This is a genomic window from Streptomyces yunnanensis, assembly GCF_029011865.1.
Classification (GTDB): domain Bacteria; phylum Actinomycetota; class Actinomycetes; order Streptomycetales; family Streptomycetaceae; genus Streptomyces; species Streptomyces yunnanensis.
The window spans coordinates 1,210,141-1,224,349 of the sequence record NZ_CP095749.1 but is presented as its reverse complement, the minus strand read 5'-3'; the positions used below and the strand labels follow the sequence as shown (position 1 = coordinate 1,224,349).

Sequence of the window (14,209 nt, the reverse complement as noted above, 5' to 3'; positions counted from 1 at the left end):
GTCGGCTTCATAGATGCCCGCAACATCGCAGAAGAGCGCTTTGGCTGCCGAAGCGCAGATGTACGCCCAGGCGTACAAGGGAAGTCCCGCCGAGGCGTACATGGTAAAGCGCGGACTGGGTCAAGTCGCAGAACGTTTCGGAATCGGCTATGTGAGTAATCCGGCCCCGGGGCACGAACGAATAGAGGGCTGGCTATCCATCCCCTACCTCCGGCCGGCTGGACCGGACTACACCACCACCATCCGCTTCCGGTGCATCGAAGATCACGACTGTAAAGACTTCGGACACGGCAAATACTTCGGCCTTCCTGGAGTCAAGCCCCACCTTTTCAATACGCAGGCGCTCGTAGGGGAGTCTTCCTATGTTGCGATCTGCGAAGGGGAAATGGACGTTCTTGCTGCCGCAGCTTGCGGAATCCCGGCTGTCGGAGTCGCAGGAGTGTCCGGCTGGAGAGACCACTTTCGCCCGGCATTCTTCGGATACGAAACCGTCTATCTCCTGGCAGACGGAGACGACGCCGGCCAAGGACTCGAATTCGCGGACAAGGTAGCCGCACAGCTCACTAACGCGAAGGTCATCCCCTTCAGTGGGCACGACGTTAACTCTCTCCTCCTGGCCGAAGGCCCGGAATCCGTACGAGCAAAGATTGGCCTTAGCTAATGACCTACACAGTTGGTGACCACGTCAGGGCCGTCAAGACCGACTATGCGGGCCTTGAAGGAATGATTGTTGCAGTCTGGCCCACCTATCACCTCCGTTACGAAGTCGAGTTCTACAACGCCGTAGGTGGGAACACCATCTGCTTCACCGAAGGTGAGCTTGAACTCAACTACCCGGAACTCCCCGAAGAGTCGGAAGCGGTAAAGCACCCCAGTCACTACACCAGTCACCCGAGCGGCATTGAGTGCAAGGAAATCGTTGGACACTTCCCCTTCTTCATCGGGTCCGCAATCAAGTACCTGTGGCGAGCTGGACTCAAGACCGCCGACCCCACGCAAGACCTTGAGAAGGCTATGAAGAACGTCGAGTTCGAGCTTGAGCGCCTGGAGGCAAGTAAGTGAAGCACATCGTCGTTATCTCGGACTTGCAGATGCCCTTGGAGCACAACAAGGCCAACAAGAACCTGATTCGCTTCATTGGTGAGTACCAGCCCGACGAGGTCATCAACATAGGCGACATCACCGACTACACCGCGCCGGCCCGCTGGTCCGCCGGTAAGCGTGCTGAGTACGGCATGACCGTCAAGCAAGAAGCCGCCTACACGATCAAGAACCACCTTGAGCCCGTTCGGGCTGTCTATGACGGGCGGTACACCCTTCTCGGCTCCAACCATGGCGAGCGGCCCCACAAGTACTTGGTTGAGCGGTGCCCCGCCATGTTCGATGAGGACGCATTTCAGGAGCAGAACCTTCTCTGCCTGGATGACCTCGGGATGGACTTTGAGCCCCTGAAGTACGACTTCGCTCCGGGATGGATAGCCACGCATGGGCATGCACGAGGGATCAGCCTTGCACGCTATGCAGGTGGCACAGCCATTAACGCGGCCAAGAAGTTCGGTAAGTCCGTCGTCATGGGGCACACCCATCGAGCCGCGATCACCAATGAGTCATCCGGGGAGTTCGCTTCCAAGAAGCTGACCGGTGTCGAAGTCGGTCACCTCATGGACGTGAAGAAGGCCGGCTACCTCGGCGGTGCCGGACTCAGTAACTGGCAGATGGCCTTCGGACTCCTCTACGTCGATGGCTCGAACGTCACCCCGCACATCATCCCCGTCAACGGAAACGGATCTTTTGTGGTCGAAGGGCAGCGCTACTAATGACTGACATCAACTGGACTGAAGCCCAGGAGATTGCCCGAGTACAGGCAACGCAGATCGCTAAGCGGTGGCCTGTCGTTGAAGTGGAGGACGTTGAGCAGGAAATCGTCCTCTGGGCCGCCGAGAACATCAACGCCTGGCACGCCAAGACTGACGCCGTAAAGCACGGAATCTTCAAGAAGGTCGCCACCCGATACGCATCCGGTGAACGCACCTACCAGGACATGTTCACCTGCCAGTACTGGTACACGCCCGAAGAAGTGAGAGCCGCACTTCGCTCCCTCACCGAACCCCCGGAGTCCTTCTCACACATCAACAGTGACAGCTCCCCGCTGCTCGCAAAGATGGACGTGGATCGAGCACTAAAGAAGATCCCAGACAGGTACAAGAAGCTCATGTTCGAGCACATAGTTCTGGGACGCCCGTTCCCGAGCCCTGGCGATAAGAAGGCCACATATCGAGGAGTGGACATCCTCACTTCCTGGATTAACCGGCATTCCGCTATCGAAACGAAGACGTCCCGAAAGGGGGAAGATCTCCTTGCCTAAGATCACCATGTTCAAGAGTCCGACTTGCGGCCCCTGTCACAAGGCAGGTCCCATCGTGGCCGACATTGCCGGGGAACTGGGGCTAATCCTTAGCATCCTCGACGTCTCCATCGATCCCGAGACAGCGCGAGAGCGGAATGTCACCGCAGTGCCGACCATCATCCTCGAAAAGGATGCTGAAGAGGTTTACCGGATGGTCGGTGTACCTAACCGAGTCGAGTTCGAGAACGTCGTCAAGGAGTTCGCTAAGTGAGTCAGTTCGTCAACGAGACCGCCGAGACCGTCTACTACCGCACCTACAGTCGTGAGCTTCCCGACGGTTCCAAGGAGACTTGGCCGCAGACGGTTCAGCGTGTCGTAGATGGAAACCTCTCCCTCGTTCCGGATCGGTTCATCGAGGACGGTGAGCGAGAGCGCCTTATCGACCTGATCCAGAACTTCAAGATCATGCCCGCAGGCCGGCACCTGAAGTCCAGTGGTGTCAACGACTACGCGAACAACAACTGTTGGTCAGCAGGCTGGATCCCCGGAGACCCCGCGGAGCACTTCCGCTTCACCTTGCTTCGCCTCGCCGAAGGTGGGGGAGTGGGTAGCAACTACAGCTCCCGCTACCTCCAGGAATTCCCTCACATCGTCACGCCCGTCCAGGTGCACATCGTGTGCGACCCCGAGCACCCTGACTACCTGGATCTCGCTGCGGCCGGCCTCATCAGCACCGAGTACTCCCACACCTGGACCGGCGCCTACGAGGTAGCCGACAGCCGAGAAGGATGGGCCGCCGCGCTGGGTGATCTCATCGAGACCGCGCACCGGGCAGCCAAGAACACGAACCGCGTGTACGACGTGAGCCGAGTCCGGCACAAGGGCGCAGCCCTCAAGAAGTTCGGTGGCACTGCCAGTGGCCCGCAGCCGTTCGCGCAGATGCTCGCCAACGTAGGCAAGATCCTCAGCCGAGAGGTCAAGCTGTCCGGCAAGCCGATTACTGGTCTTCAGGCCATGGAGATCGACCACGAGATAGCCCAGTGCATCGTCTCTGGCGGTGTCCGGCGCTCAGCCCGCATGTCCGTCATGCATTGGGATGACTTCGACATCTTTGAGTTCATCAACTCGAAGAGGGACATGTCTAAGCACTGGACCACGAACATCTCCGTTGAGATCGACGAGGAGTTCATCCGGCTCGTGACAGACCCAACGATCTTCGACGGGAAGCGAGACCAGGCCCGGCGAGTCTACGAAGCAATGTGTAAGGGCATGCTGGAGAACGGTGAGCCCGGCTTCTGGGACTCGTCCCTGAGCGCCGTAGGCGAGCCGGATGGCACGTACACCACCAACCCGTGCGCCGAGATCACGCTGAACCCGTGGGAACCCTGCTGCCTGGGGCACGTGAACCTCTCGGCTTACGTGGATGACTGGGACGGGATGGTGGAGGCCCACCGGCTCATGACGCGCTACCTGATCCGGGCAACCCACTCTGGAGTGAAGGACCGCAAGTCAGAGAGCATCATCGGTCGGAATCGGCGGATCGGTGTTGGGCACTTCGGTGTCTCCGATTTCCTGGCGATGTCAGGGATCGACTACTCGAAGGCTTGGGTCGTCGGCTTCTGGGGGACCCTCGAAGACCTGAAGGAAGAGGTGGAACGGGCCGCTCAGGAGTACTGCCACCAGCTTCGAATCCCGGTGCCGGTGAAGACCACCACCGTTGCCCCCACGGGATCCGTCAGCAAGCTGTGCGGCGTCTCCGGTGAAGGCATCCATGCACCCTTCTCCCAGTACTTCCTTCGTCGTATCCGCTTCTCCGACGTGGACCCTCACGAGAGCCGGCAGGTAGAGGAGTACAAGGCCAAGGGGCACAAGGTCGAGCCCTGCATGTACGCCGCTAACACGTCTGTCGTGGAGATCCCCACCAAGGACCCCCTCATGGACAAGGCGCCTGATCCGCAACTCGTAGTGTCCCAGCAGGACTTGACCGTTGAAGAGATGCTGTCCTTCCAGAAGATGTACCAAGAGCACTGGGCCGACAACGCCGTCTCGTACACCGTGAACATCGACCCTGAGCGGTACGGCCTGGACGACTTCATGACGGTGCTGTCCGGCTACCTGGGGCGTCTGAAGGGGTCAACCATCTTCCCGGCCCTGTCCCGAGACCAGGCCCCGTACGAGCCGATCACAGGCGACGAGTACAACCAGCTCGTGTCTGAACTCGGTGAGTCCGTGGAGTCGGGATTCGATGAGGAGTGTGCGTCGGGCGCATGCCCCATCTGAATTTGCGACATCCAACTTGTAAGCTGTACTCTTGAAGAAGAAGTAAGGGAGTCCCCGCATGACCGCGCCTGACCCGTTCGCCGTCACCTCTTCCCCCTGGGAAGACACCCCCACCGCTACCCCCGAAGCCTCCACTGAGGAGAAGTCGCCTATGAACTCCATTTCGCGAGACTGCATGGACATCAATCGAGTCCGAGTCACCCTCAAGGGGGGTGTCGGCTACGAGGCCCCCTGGATCACCATCGACGGCGCCGACATCCCCGACGCCCTCAAGGCCATGCAGGACTTCAAGGCCGAGCTTGCCGAGCTGATCGAGATCACAGGTAAGTCCGCCTCGTTCTTCCATGCCAAGTATCAGGCCCCCGCCAAGCAGGCGTTCGGTGGCGGTGGTGGTGTGAAGCAGCCCGCTCCGTCTGCTCAGCCGGATCGACCCGCCAACGTTCCCCCGCACTTCGTCTACCGGGAGGGAGTTGGTAAGGCTTCCGGGAAGCCGTACAAGATGTGGTGCTCGACCGACCGGAACTCCAACGAGAAGCCGATCTTCGTCTAACTTTTCATTTGCTCGCCAACTTGTAAGCTGTACCGAAGGTGGGGGCCCTCAAAGCCCCCGCCCCCTGGAAAGAGATATTCCTTGACGGCGATCACCTTCCGCCATGACATGACAGTCGAACTCATCGACTCCATGGGCGGAGACCACTCCATCATCCGAGCCGCGCGAGTCTCCTCCGGAACCGCCGGCGACGACAAGAAGGACTGTGGCCTCCTCAACATGCTCATGAGGGACCGGCATGGCAGCCCCTTCGAGGCCGTCACGATCCAGTTCAAGATTGAGTGCCCCATCTTTGTTGCCCGAGAGTTCTTCCGGCACCGCATCGCCTCGTACAACGAGGTCTCGGGTCGATACAAGGTTCTTGAGTCTGTCTTCTATGTCCCCTCTGCCGAGCGTCCACTAAGGCAGGTAGGAAAGCCCGGCGCCTACACCTTTGAGCAAGGCGACTACAAACAGATGCAGGCCACTCACGCCGAGCACATGCGCATGGCTACCGAAGCCTGGGGATCCTACGAGCACCTTCTCAAGCATGACGTTGCCCGAGAAGTCGCCCGCAACGTCCTCCCTCTCAGCCTCTACACCTCGTTCTACGTGACCATGAATGCCCGAAGCCTCATGAACTTCCTGAGCCTTCGAGCCACCCACGAGAACACCACGGTTCCCACCTTCCCTCTCCATGAGATCGAGATGGTTGCTCACCAGATGGAAGACGAGTTCAAGAAAGTCTGTCCCATCACACAGGAACTCTTCAACCATCACGGCCGGGTTTGCCCGTGAATCAACGTCTCGACTGGCAAAGCTATTTTCTCGGCATAGCTAAGGCAGTCTCAGCGCGAGGCGACTGTCACCGCTCACAGGTTGGCGCAGTACTTGTCGGTGCCGACAAGAGGATTCGAGCAACTGGATACAACGGCACCCCGCTGGGTGGGCCCTCTTGTATGGCGGGGGAGTGTTCACGCTGCAACTCCGACCAGCCCTCGGGCTCCGGATACGAGGCATGCGAAGAGACGCACGCGGAAGCTAACTGCCTCTTGTATGCGAACTGGTCGGATTGCCAAGGGGCCACGATCTACATAACGCGCGCACCGTGCCGCGACTGCACAAAGCTCATCCGCTCCGCAGGAATAGCACGGGTCATATGGCCAGGGGGGTCAATGAATATCAACAACCGAGAGGGAACCTCATGATGAACATCGATGTCCAGAAGCACTTCACCATCACCAGCGAGCTGAGCCCGGAGTCTGTGAAGCTCCTCCATGACCTTGTCGCCAAGGAGATCCACACCACCGACATGACGACCGTCATCGACCCCAACCACCTGAACAAGCTCGGCGAGATCCACCACCAGCTCGCCTCTGCCCTGGGGGCCATCAGTGAGTAAGCGCCGAGTGCAGGTCAGTGCTCAGCGGACGGCCTTCCGTAAGACGGTCATCTCCACCACCGCCACAACCGCTCTGCTGGGCACCGCTGCCGTAGCCGCGGCACTTCCGGCGCACAAGCCGAAGCCCGAGGCCGAAGACGCGCCGCACCTCGCGGCCTTCACCGCCCCCGGTCACGACCTGGAGCACTCGATCAGCCACCAGGCGGACAAGCAGCAGGCCGAAGGCCATAAGCAGAAGAGCAAGCCCAAGCCGAAGCCGCCGCATCGTCTGTACCAGCGGCACAAGGTCCAGCCCAAGACGCAGCACGCGCCGATAGTCCAGAGCTACCCGAACAACCTCGACGGGTGGATACGTCAGGCTCAGGCCACTCTCAAGGCGCACGGGATCCCGGCACCGACATACAACGGCTTCTACCGGAACATCATGCGTGAGTCCAGCGGAAACCCGCGCGCGATCAACCTGACGGACAGCAACGCGGCAGCCGGCCACCCGTCAAAGGGATTGCTTCAGGCGATCGACTCCACGTTCCGGGCGTATCACGTCGCAGGAACCTCCTGGGACGTCTATGACCCGGTGGCAAACCTGTGCGCCTGTGCCAACTACGCCTACCACGTGTATGGCGGCCTCGATAACGTCAACGGCCCGTACTGAGGAGACACATGTTTAAGAAGAATGACGATGGCTTCAGCGAGGACGACATCAAGGAGTTCGCCGAGTACCTGAACAGCGTCGTTGACGCCGAAGAGGTCACCGAACAGGTTGCTGCCGACGCCCTTGCCAAGGCAGCCCGAGTCGCCATCCTCACCATCGCGCAGGCCGGTGAAGTCAAGAAGGCCGCCCTGGAGGCCGGTCTGAGTCACGACTTGGCCGAGGGGCTTGCTTCAGACTTCTGGACTCACGCCATGGGTGGCGACGCCTAACACATTTACCCGGCAACTTGTTAGCTGTACCGCTGAAGGGAGACGAACCAAAGTGATAAGCATGTGTCTGGCTCGAAAGATCGCTGGAGACGTAGCCGTCATCAACGTCCTGGAGTCCGATGCTGATATCCCTGAGTTCGTCTCCTGGGTCAAAGCAAACAAGAAGGGCCTCGGTTGCGATACCGAGACCACCGGGCTCGACTGGTGGGCCGACGACTTCCGTCTGCGGCTCGTCCAGTTCGGCAATGCCACCGAAGCCTACGTAGTACCGGTAGAGCTGTCTGAGGCCCTTCTTGCCGCCGCCGTGGGTGCTATCCGCTACGTGCACAAGCTCGTCTTCCAGAACGGCACCTATGACCTTTTGGTACTCGATGCCAGCACCAATCTTGCCATGGAAGAGGTCTGGCCCAAGGTCACCGACACGAAGATCCTCGCCCACCTGGTGGACTCCCGCGGAGTCAAGGACGGCTGTCCTGGTCACTCCCTGGAAGCCCTCACGGGCCAGTACATCGACTCGGACATAGCCCTCCGGGTTAAGGGATCCATGGCGGAAATCGCCAAGAGCCTCAAGACCACGAAGGCCCAGGTCTGGAAGGAAGTCGATACCTTCCACCCCGGATACCTGACCTACGCCGGCCTGGATCCGATCCTGGCGTACCGCCTCGCTGCCAAGCTCAAGCGTCTCGTGCCGGCCTCGGCCCGCAAGCTCATCTCGTTCGAGCACAAGGTGGCTGAGGTCTGCTCGTACATGAGCCGCCGCGGCTTCCTCCTGGACGTGGAGTACACGGAGGGCCTTGCTCGGGAGCTGGAGGCCCAAGAGGCCGAGTGGACCCAGGTAGCACGTGACCTTGGCTGCGAGAACCCATGGAGCACCGACCAGTGCGCCGAGGCGCTGCGTGATCTCGGTGTTAATTTGTCCGCATTTGCCCTGACCAAGACAGGGAAGCTCAAGGTGGACGGGGCACTCCTCGACAAGGTTCGAGCACCCGAGTACCCCGACATGGTTCGCCTCCTGGCCGGCGCCATCGACAAGGCCAAGAGCGCCCGCAAGAAGCGTCAGACATGGCTGCGGAGCTTCCTGGACCTGCGGGACGCTGAAGGTCGGGTTCACCCCGCAATCAACTCCATCCAGGCACGTACGGCCCGGCAAAGCATCACGGGAGTCCCAGCACAGACCCTCCCGTCTGGTGACTGGGAGATTCGGCGCTGCTTCGTCGCCGATGAAGGCCACATAGCCCTCAGCACGGACTACTCGAACATGGAGCTGCGGTTCCTGGCCGCCCACGGCGGCGACAAGACCATGCTCCGGGCCTTCAAGAACGGCGATGACCTCCACCAGATCACCGCCGACGCTGCCGGCGTCCCCAGGAAGGCCGGGAAGACCACCAATTTTTGCGTCTGCTTCGGCGGGGGCTGGAAGGCAGTCCACGAACAGGCCGGCGTCACGGAAGAACTCGCCAGGAAGGCCGTCGAAGGCTTCTGGGAGACCTATCCGGGGGTCAAAAGGCTCGCTGAACGGCTCACAGAGCAGGCCAGGCGCTTCGGACACATCGAAACGGCCTCCGGTCGGCGCCTCTATGTGGATCGAAACCGCGCATACAGCGCCCTCAACTACTTCATCCAGTCCGGATCCCGTGACATCACATGCCGGGCCCTGGTTCGGATGCATGAATCCGGCCTTACTCCCTACATGCGACTCCCAATCCATGACGAAGTCGTGTTCTCGGTGCCTGAAGAGCATGGGGACAAGGCTATGAAGCTAACCGCGGACCTCATGGCCGAGACCATCAAGGGACTAGAGATACCCACAGACCCAGATAGAGGCGGAAGGTCCTGGGGATCTCTCTACTTCAAAGACCTGAAGACGGCTACCGCCAATGATCCCTACTACCAGGCGCATCCAGAACAAGCAGAAATCGATCTCAAGCGAAGGGGGATCATCAAGTGAGTCGAGACCATGACATGGGACTCATTGAAGAGCTGGAAGTTGATGCATGTGACGGCTGTCGCCGAGAAGAGTCCTTGGATGAGCTGTATCGGATTGACTGGGATGGCATCGAATCCTACGTCTGTGGCCTGTGCCGGTCGGCGATCCTGAGTGGGTGGATGTAATGGAATCCATCATGATGGACGCGAAGCAGACCGCAGCCTTCCTTAACATGTCCCTGGTATGGGTGTACCGAGAAGCCCCGAAGTGCGGCCTTCGCGGATACAAGTTCGGCGCCGGGAAGAACTCCAAGATCCAGTACAAGAAGACCGACGTGCTGAAGTGGCTCGAACAACAGAAGATCTAGCAGGCAGTGCAAAGCCCCCTTGACGGAATGATTGAATCATTCTATCGAGGGGGCTTTTTGTGTTTCCTAGGCGGCCAAGTCGATTCCCTCATCAAGGATCTTCGCGGCGCGGCCGATGGAGCCCGGCATCAGATGGCTGTAGGTCTGGAACGTGACGTTGATGTTTCGGTGACCCATCCAGGTGGCAACATCAGTGATCGGAATGCCTCTAGTGAGGCAGCGAGATGCAAACCAATGCCGCAGTGCGTAGAGAGTGAAGCCTTCCGGAAGTTCCTGCTTAAGTTCGTGCTTGTGGCGAGACCACTGGTTTTGGATTGCAGTGATCGTTAGTAGCTTGTCGCTGCCCTCACGGACCCGCATAAGGTAACCGTCTTCGGTCGTCCCATGCTTTTCCGCGTACGCCAAGATAGCCTTCTTCACGTACAGGGGGAGTGGCGTTTCTCGAAACTCTCCAGGCTTACGGTGTTTAAGTGGAGATAGCTTGTTTGTCTTTCTGTGTAGCTGCTCAGTCACCCGGTAAACATCATCTGCAACAATGTTGTTTATGTTTACGGCGAGTGCTTCAGCGTTTCGCAGACCACAGCCGCCCATCATATCGACGAAGAGCGAGAAGGCGTCCCCATTGAGGCTATGTATCTCACTGACCAGTTCCGGAGAAGGGATGACTATGCGCTTGGGTCGGTAGTCGGGGGAGACGACGCCCTCACAGGGGTTCTCCTCCAAGATCCCCATCTTGTGTGCGTCGAGTAGCGCGGCCTTCAGTCGTATGTAAGCGTTGCGCTGAGTGGCCACACCGACACCGGCGCGTTCCATAGCCCGAATGAATCCCTCGACCACCGTCGAGTCGAAGGAGTTCATCCTTCGGGAACCTAGCTCCGGGTACAGATGTGTATCGAGAAGATGCTGTACCTGTCCGGATGTGTAGTCGCTGAGGTCGCGCTGACGCTGGAGGTGATCATTTGCGAAGTCTTCAAAGCGCATCTGGCCGTACCGTTGGATGCGTTCCAGCTTGGTGGCCGGTGTGGACTTCTTTTGCTTGTAGATCTCCGTCAGCCGCTCGATGGCAAGCGTCTGGGTGGCGAACCCAGACTCCTCCGTCTGCTTCCCGGCAGCGTTGCGGTACCGGATCTTGTAGGCATGGGGACACTTGGACCACCGGGACTCAGGGTGCTCGCAGTCCTTGAAGAAGGTGCCCATGCCCCGGGCGAGGGTCTTGCTGGCCATGGTGCTGGTGACTCCGGGATTGCTGATGCTGACGGGATGCTGACCCCCAAGTGTCCGTTAGGTCCCTGACCTGCGGAAAGGGTAAAAAGTCCTCACTTCTACCAGAAGCGGGCGCCCAAGGGGCTGCCGGACTGGCTGCCGACCGCCCGCATCACCTTCCCCAGTGGGAGGTTCGCGGACGAGATGTGTCCGAACGAACCCGCCGCCGTGGTCTGGGCGGCCAACCTGGGGTGCCTGACCTTCCACCCCTGGCCGGTCCGCCGGGCGGACACCGAGCACCCCGACGAGCTGCGGATCGACCTCGACCCGCAGCCCGGCACCGGCTTCGCCGACGCCGTCACCGTCGCCCACGAGCTGCGCGCGCTGCTGACCGAGCACGGGCTGCGCGGCTGGCCGAAGACCTCCGGCGGCCGCGGGGTGCACGTCTATGTACCGATCCGCCCGCACTGGACGTTCACCGAGGTCAGACGGGCCGCGATCGCCGTGGCACGGACGTTGGAGCGGCGGCTGCCCACGCTGGTGACGTCCGCCTGGTGGAAGGAGGAGCGCGGCGAGAAGGTGTTCGTCGACTACAACCAGATGGCCCGCGACCGCACCATCGCCTCGCCCTATTCGCTGCGCGCCCGGCCCCGGGCGACGGTCTCCACCCCGCTGCGCTGGGCGGAGCTGTCCGCCGTCGAGCCGGAGGACTTCGACCTGCGCACCGTCCCGCCCCGGTTCGCCGAACTCGGCGACGTCCACGCGGACATGGCCGACCACGCCTTCGGCCTGGAGGGCCTGCTGGAGCTCGCCGACCGGCACGCCGCCGACGAGGGGCTGGGCGATCTGCCCTATCCGCCGGACCATCCGAAGATGCCCGGCGAGCCCGCCAGGGTCCAGCCCAGCCGGGCCCGCAAGCACTGACCCGACCGGCCGCGGAACGCACCGCCGCGCGGTGCCCGCCCGGGCCCGGTCGTCCCGACATACTCGTTCGGCCGCAATCCGCGGGCTGTTGGAGTGGCCGTCCGCTGCGCCTGCGAGGAACCCGGTACCGCGCGGTACCGATCACTTTGTCCGATTTCCTGCCAAATCAGGAGCAGCGCATGCGTAAGTTCATAGGACGTTCCCTGGCCGTCGCGGTGCTCACCGCCGCGACGGTCGTCCCGACAGTCGGTATGGCCCAGGCTGCCCCTCAGGGTCAGACCGTCGCGGTGAGCGGGGATCACGGCCGTGGTCATCACGGTCGCAACCACCGTCACCACCGGGACGATGACTGCGACTTCGTCGGCTTCGGAAAGTTCGGCGAGGAGGGGCGATCCGGTCACGAGGGCCGTGAGGGCCGCCACGGCCGCGGTCACTATGAGCGGGAAGGCTGCGAGTTCCACGATATCGGGCTCATCGGACGCATTCTCCGCGGCCTGTTGGGTTGGTGGTTCTGACCGTGAGCAGCCGGCGGGCCGCCGCAGACACGTGCTGCGGCGGCCCGCTCTCACCGGCCCGGCGTCCCGGGACCGGTCGATGTGATCAGGCCGCGGCGCCCGACTCCTCGGCGCGGCGCCGGAGTTCCTTCTTGTCCGGCTTGCCCGCGTCGGTCAGCGGCAGCGCCTCGGTGAAGGTGATCCGGGCCGGCTCGTACATCGGGCCGCGGACCTCGCGCACCATCGCGCGCAACTGCTCCGCGTCGACGTCGCCGCCGGGGGTCCGCACCACCGTCGCGTGCACCCGCTCCATCCGGTCCGCGTCGCGGACGCCGTAGACGGCGCTCTGGAGTACCTGCGGGTGCGAGTTCAGCAGGTCCTCCAGCTCGGTGGTGTACACATGGCCGCCGACCACGACGATCATGTCCTTGAGCCGGTCGACGATGGTCAAGTAGCCCTCTTCGTCGACGAATCCGACGTCGCCGGTGTGCAGCCAGCCGTCCCGCAGCACCTCCGCGGTCAGTTCGGGCTGCTTCCAGTACCCCTGCATGATCATGCTGGAGCGGACGCAGATCTCACCGTGCTCGCCGGGCGGCAGATCGCGCCCGGACTCGTCCCGGACCGCCACCTCGACATCGGGCAGCACCTTGCCGGCCGAGCGCAGTCGGTCGGGGCGCTCGGGGTCGTGGTCCTCCTGGGTGAGCACGCTGATGCCGCCGGCCTCGTTCTGGCCGTAGCCCTGCACCAGCACCGGGCCGAACGCCCGTACCGCGTCGGCCAGTCGGGCCGGCGACGCCTGGCAGCCGCCGTAGGTGACCATGCGCAGGCTGGAGGTGTCGGTGTGCGGCCGGTCGGGGTGGTCCATCAGCTGGTACAGCAGCGGCGGCAGCAGGAACAGGGCGGTGATCCGCTCCCGCTCGATGGTGGCGAGCGCCTCCTCGGCGTCGAAGTCGTCGAGCAGGACGACGGTGCCGCCGGAGCGCAGGACGCCGTCGGCCATGTAGCCGGCCGCGTGCGCGAGGGTGGTGCAGACCAGCTGCCGGTGCACCACGTCCTCGAACTCCGGGAGCGCCCCGGTGAACCACCGCACCTGCTCGAAGCTGGTGCAGATGCCCTTGGGGTGGCCGGTGGTGCCGCCGGTGTGGCGGATGGTGCAGATGTCGTCGGGCCGGGCGTCGGTGACGAACGGCTCGTCGCTGTGGCCGGCCGCCAGCTCCAGCAGGTCGGTGCCCAGCTTGGCCGGACCCAGCACCAGGACGTCCGGGACGGGCGCCAACTCGACCAGTTCCGCGGCCCGTTCGGCCAGCCGTGGATCGACGATCAGGGCGCGGGTCTCGACGTCGCGGACGATCGCGGCCTGGGAGTCGGCGGAGAGCTTGTTGTAGAGGTGGTTGACCCGGGCGCCGACGAGGTTGGCGGCGTAGCGGGCGGCGACGGTCTCCGGGAGGTTGCCGCTCAGCAGGGTGACGGTGGTGCCGCGCTGGACGCCGCGCTCGCGCAGGGCGCGGGCCATCCGCAGGACCAGTGCGCGGAACTCGCCGGCGGTGACCCGGCGGCCCTGGTGGACCAGGGCCTCGTGGCCGGGGTCGCGGTTAAGAGCATCGAGGTTCTCCTCCACGTATGTGCGGAACGACTGGTCGGATATGGGCATTGAGGGCTTCCTCCTGACCCCGGCGGCGTATGGGGATACGCCGGGGGGTGCGAAAACGATTATTGGTTGCCTCCAGCAACTAATGTCAGGGTAGTCCCAAGAGATCGACATCTCCAAGTCGGGTGCTCCCGCGCGGACGTTGTCCGGCCACCGCGCAGTGGATC

17 protein-coding genes and 1 pseudogene are annotated in these 14,209 nt (G+C 62.1%); 16 read left to right on the top strand and 2 right to left on the bottom strand.

Translation table 11 applies throughout. The annotated features are described in order from the left end of the window. The first annotated feature begins 13 nt into the window (after positions 1–13). From MOV08_RS05110 to MOV08_RS05050, 14 genes are all read left to right on the top strand, one after another. The gene (locus tag MOV08_RS05110; RefSeq protein WP_275306506.1) at positions 14–661 is read left to right on the top strand and encodes a toprim domain-containing protein; all 648 of its coding nucleotides are present in this window, start codon (positions 14–16) and stop codon (positions 659–661) included. After that, positions 661–1,062 (top strand): DUF3310 domain-containing protein, encoded by a 402-nt coding sequence (locus MOV08_RS05105; protein WP_275306505.1) that lies wholly within the window; start codon positions 661–663, stop codon positions 1,060–1,062. Before MOV08_RS05110 ends, MOV08_RS05105 begins: the two co-directional genes overlap by 1 nt. Beyond that, positions 1,059–1,817, top strand: coding sequence for a hypothetical protein (locus MOV08_RS05100; protein WP_275306504.1), 759 nt, complete (start codon positions 1,059–1,061; stop codon positions 1,815–1,817). The genes MOV08_RS05105 and MOV08_RS05100 overlap by 4 nt, the downstream gene beginning before the upstream one ends. Then, the gene (locus MOV08_RS05095) at positions 1,817–2,365 is read left to right on the top strand and encodes a hypothetical protein (RefSeq protein WP_275306503.1); all 549 of its coding nucleotides are present in this window, start codon (positions 1,817–1,819) and stop codon (positions 2,363–2,365) included. The genes MOV08_RS05100 and MOV08_RS05095 overlap by 1 nt, the downstream gene beginning before the upstream one ends. Before the next feature lie 7 nt (positions 2,366–2,372). Next, a complete protein-coding gene (locus MOV08_RS05090) occupies positions 2,373–2,618 on the top strand; it encodes a thioredoxin family protein (RefSeq protein ID WP_275311698.1) in 246 nt (81 codons plus the stop codon). Then, the gene (nrdJ, locus tag MOV08_RS05085) at positions 2,615–4,627 is read left to right on the top strand and encodes a ribonucleoside-triphosphate reductase, adenosylcobalamin-dependent (protein WP_275306502.1); all 2,013 of its coding nucleotides are present in this window, start codon (positions 2,615–2,617) and stop codon (positions 4,625–4,627) included. The genes MOV08_RS05090 and nrdJ overlap by 4 nt, the downstream gene beginning before the upstream one ends. 58 nt (positions 4,628–4,685) lie before the next feature. Further along, positions 4,686–5,177 (top strand): hypothetical protein, encoded by a 492-nt coding sequence (locus tag MOV08_RS05080; protein WP_275306501.1) that lies wholly within the window; start codon positions 4,686–4,688, stop codon positions 5,175–5,177. A 108-nt stretch (positions 5,178–5,285) separates the two neighbouring features. Continuing rightward, positions 5,286–5,954, top strand: a complete 669-nt coding sequence (gene thyX / locus MOV08_RS05075; RefSeq protein ID WP_275311697.1) for an FAD-dependent thymidylate synthase — start codon at positions 5,286–5,288, stop codon at positions 5,952–5,954. Next, positions 5,951–6,364: a deoxycytidylate deaminase gene (locus tag MOV08_RS44075; protein WP_420834127.1), complete on the top strand. Its 414-nt coding sequence runs from the start codon at positions 5,951–5,953 to the stop codon at positions 6,362–6,364. The genes thyX and MOV08_RS44075 overlap by 4 nt, the downstream gene beginning before the upstream one ends. Next, positions 6,364–6,558 (top strand): hypothetical protein, encoded by a 195-nt coding sequence (locus MOV08_RS05070; protein WP_275306500.1) that lies wholly within the window; start codon positions 6,364–6,366, stop codon positions 6,556–6,558. The genes MOV08_RS44075 and MOV08_RS05070 overlap by 1 nt, the downstream gene beginning before the upstream one ends. A gap of 7 nt (positions 6,559–6,565) precedes the next feature. Continuing rightward, positions 6,566–7,210 (top strand): transglycosylase SLT domain-containing protein, encoded by a 645-nt coding sequence (locus MOV08_RS05065; RefSeq protein WP_275306499.1) that lies wholly within the window; start codon positions 6,566–6,568, stop codon positions 7,208–7,210. A gap of 8 nt (positions 7,211–7,218) precedes the next feature. After that, positions 7,219–7,479, top strand: a complete 261-nt coding sequence (locus tag MOV08_RS05060) for a hypothetical protein (RefSeq protein ID WP_275306498.1) — start codon at positions 7,219–7,221, stop codon at positions 7,477–7,479. A gap of 61 nt (positions 7,480–7,540) precedes the next feature. Beyond that, complete coding sequence (locus MOV08_RS05055) at positions 7,541–9,427, top strand: DNA polymerase (RefSeq protein ID WP_275306497.1); 1,887 nt, start codon at positions 7,541–7,543, stop codon at positions 9,425–9,427. A gap of 211 nt (positions 9,428–9,638) precedes the next feature. Beyond that, positions 9,639–9,773, top strand: coding sequence for a hypothetical protein (locus MOV08_RS05050; RefSeq protein ID WP_274911772.1), 135 nt, complete (start codon positions 9,639–9,641; stop codon positions 9,771–9,773). 66 nt (positions 9,774–9,839) lie between these two features. Here the strand turns inward: MOV08_RS05050 and MOV08_RS05045 are convergent, their stop codons facing one another. Next, entirely contained in the window at positions 9,840–10,997 is a 1,158-nt protein-coding gene (locus MOV08_RS05045) for a tyrosine-type recombinase/integrase (RefSeq protein ID WP_274911771.1), read from the bottom strand. An 81-nt stretch (positions 10,998–11,078) separates the two neighbouring features. Between MOV08_RS05045 and MOV08_RS05040 the strand changes: the two are divergent. Together MOV08_RS05040 and MOV08_RS05035 are read left to right on the top strand one after the other, a co-directional pair. Beyond that, a pseudogene (locus tag MOV08_RS05040) lies at positions 11,079–11,900 on the top strand (DNA polymerase domain-containing protein); the annotation flags it as partial. A 146-nt stretch (positions 11,901–12,046) separates the two neighbouring features. Continuing rightward, complete coding sequence (locus MOV08_RS05035) at positions 12,047–12,415, top strand: hypothetical protein (protein WP_159030779.1); 369 nt, start codon at positions 12,047–12,049, stop codon at positions 12,413–12,415. 85 nt (positions 12,416–12,500) lie between these two features. Here the strand turns inward: MOV08_RS05035 and MOV08_RS05030 are convergent, their stop codons facing one another. Continuing rightward, on the bottom strand, positions 12,501–14,045 hold the full coding sequence (locus MOV08_RS05030; protein ID WP_275306496.1) for an AMP-binding protein: 1,545 nt from the start codon (positions 14,043–14,045) through the stop codon (positions 12,501–12,503). Positions 14,046–14,209: the final 164 nt, after the last annotated feature.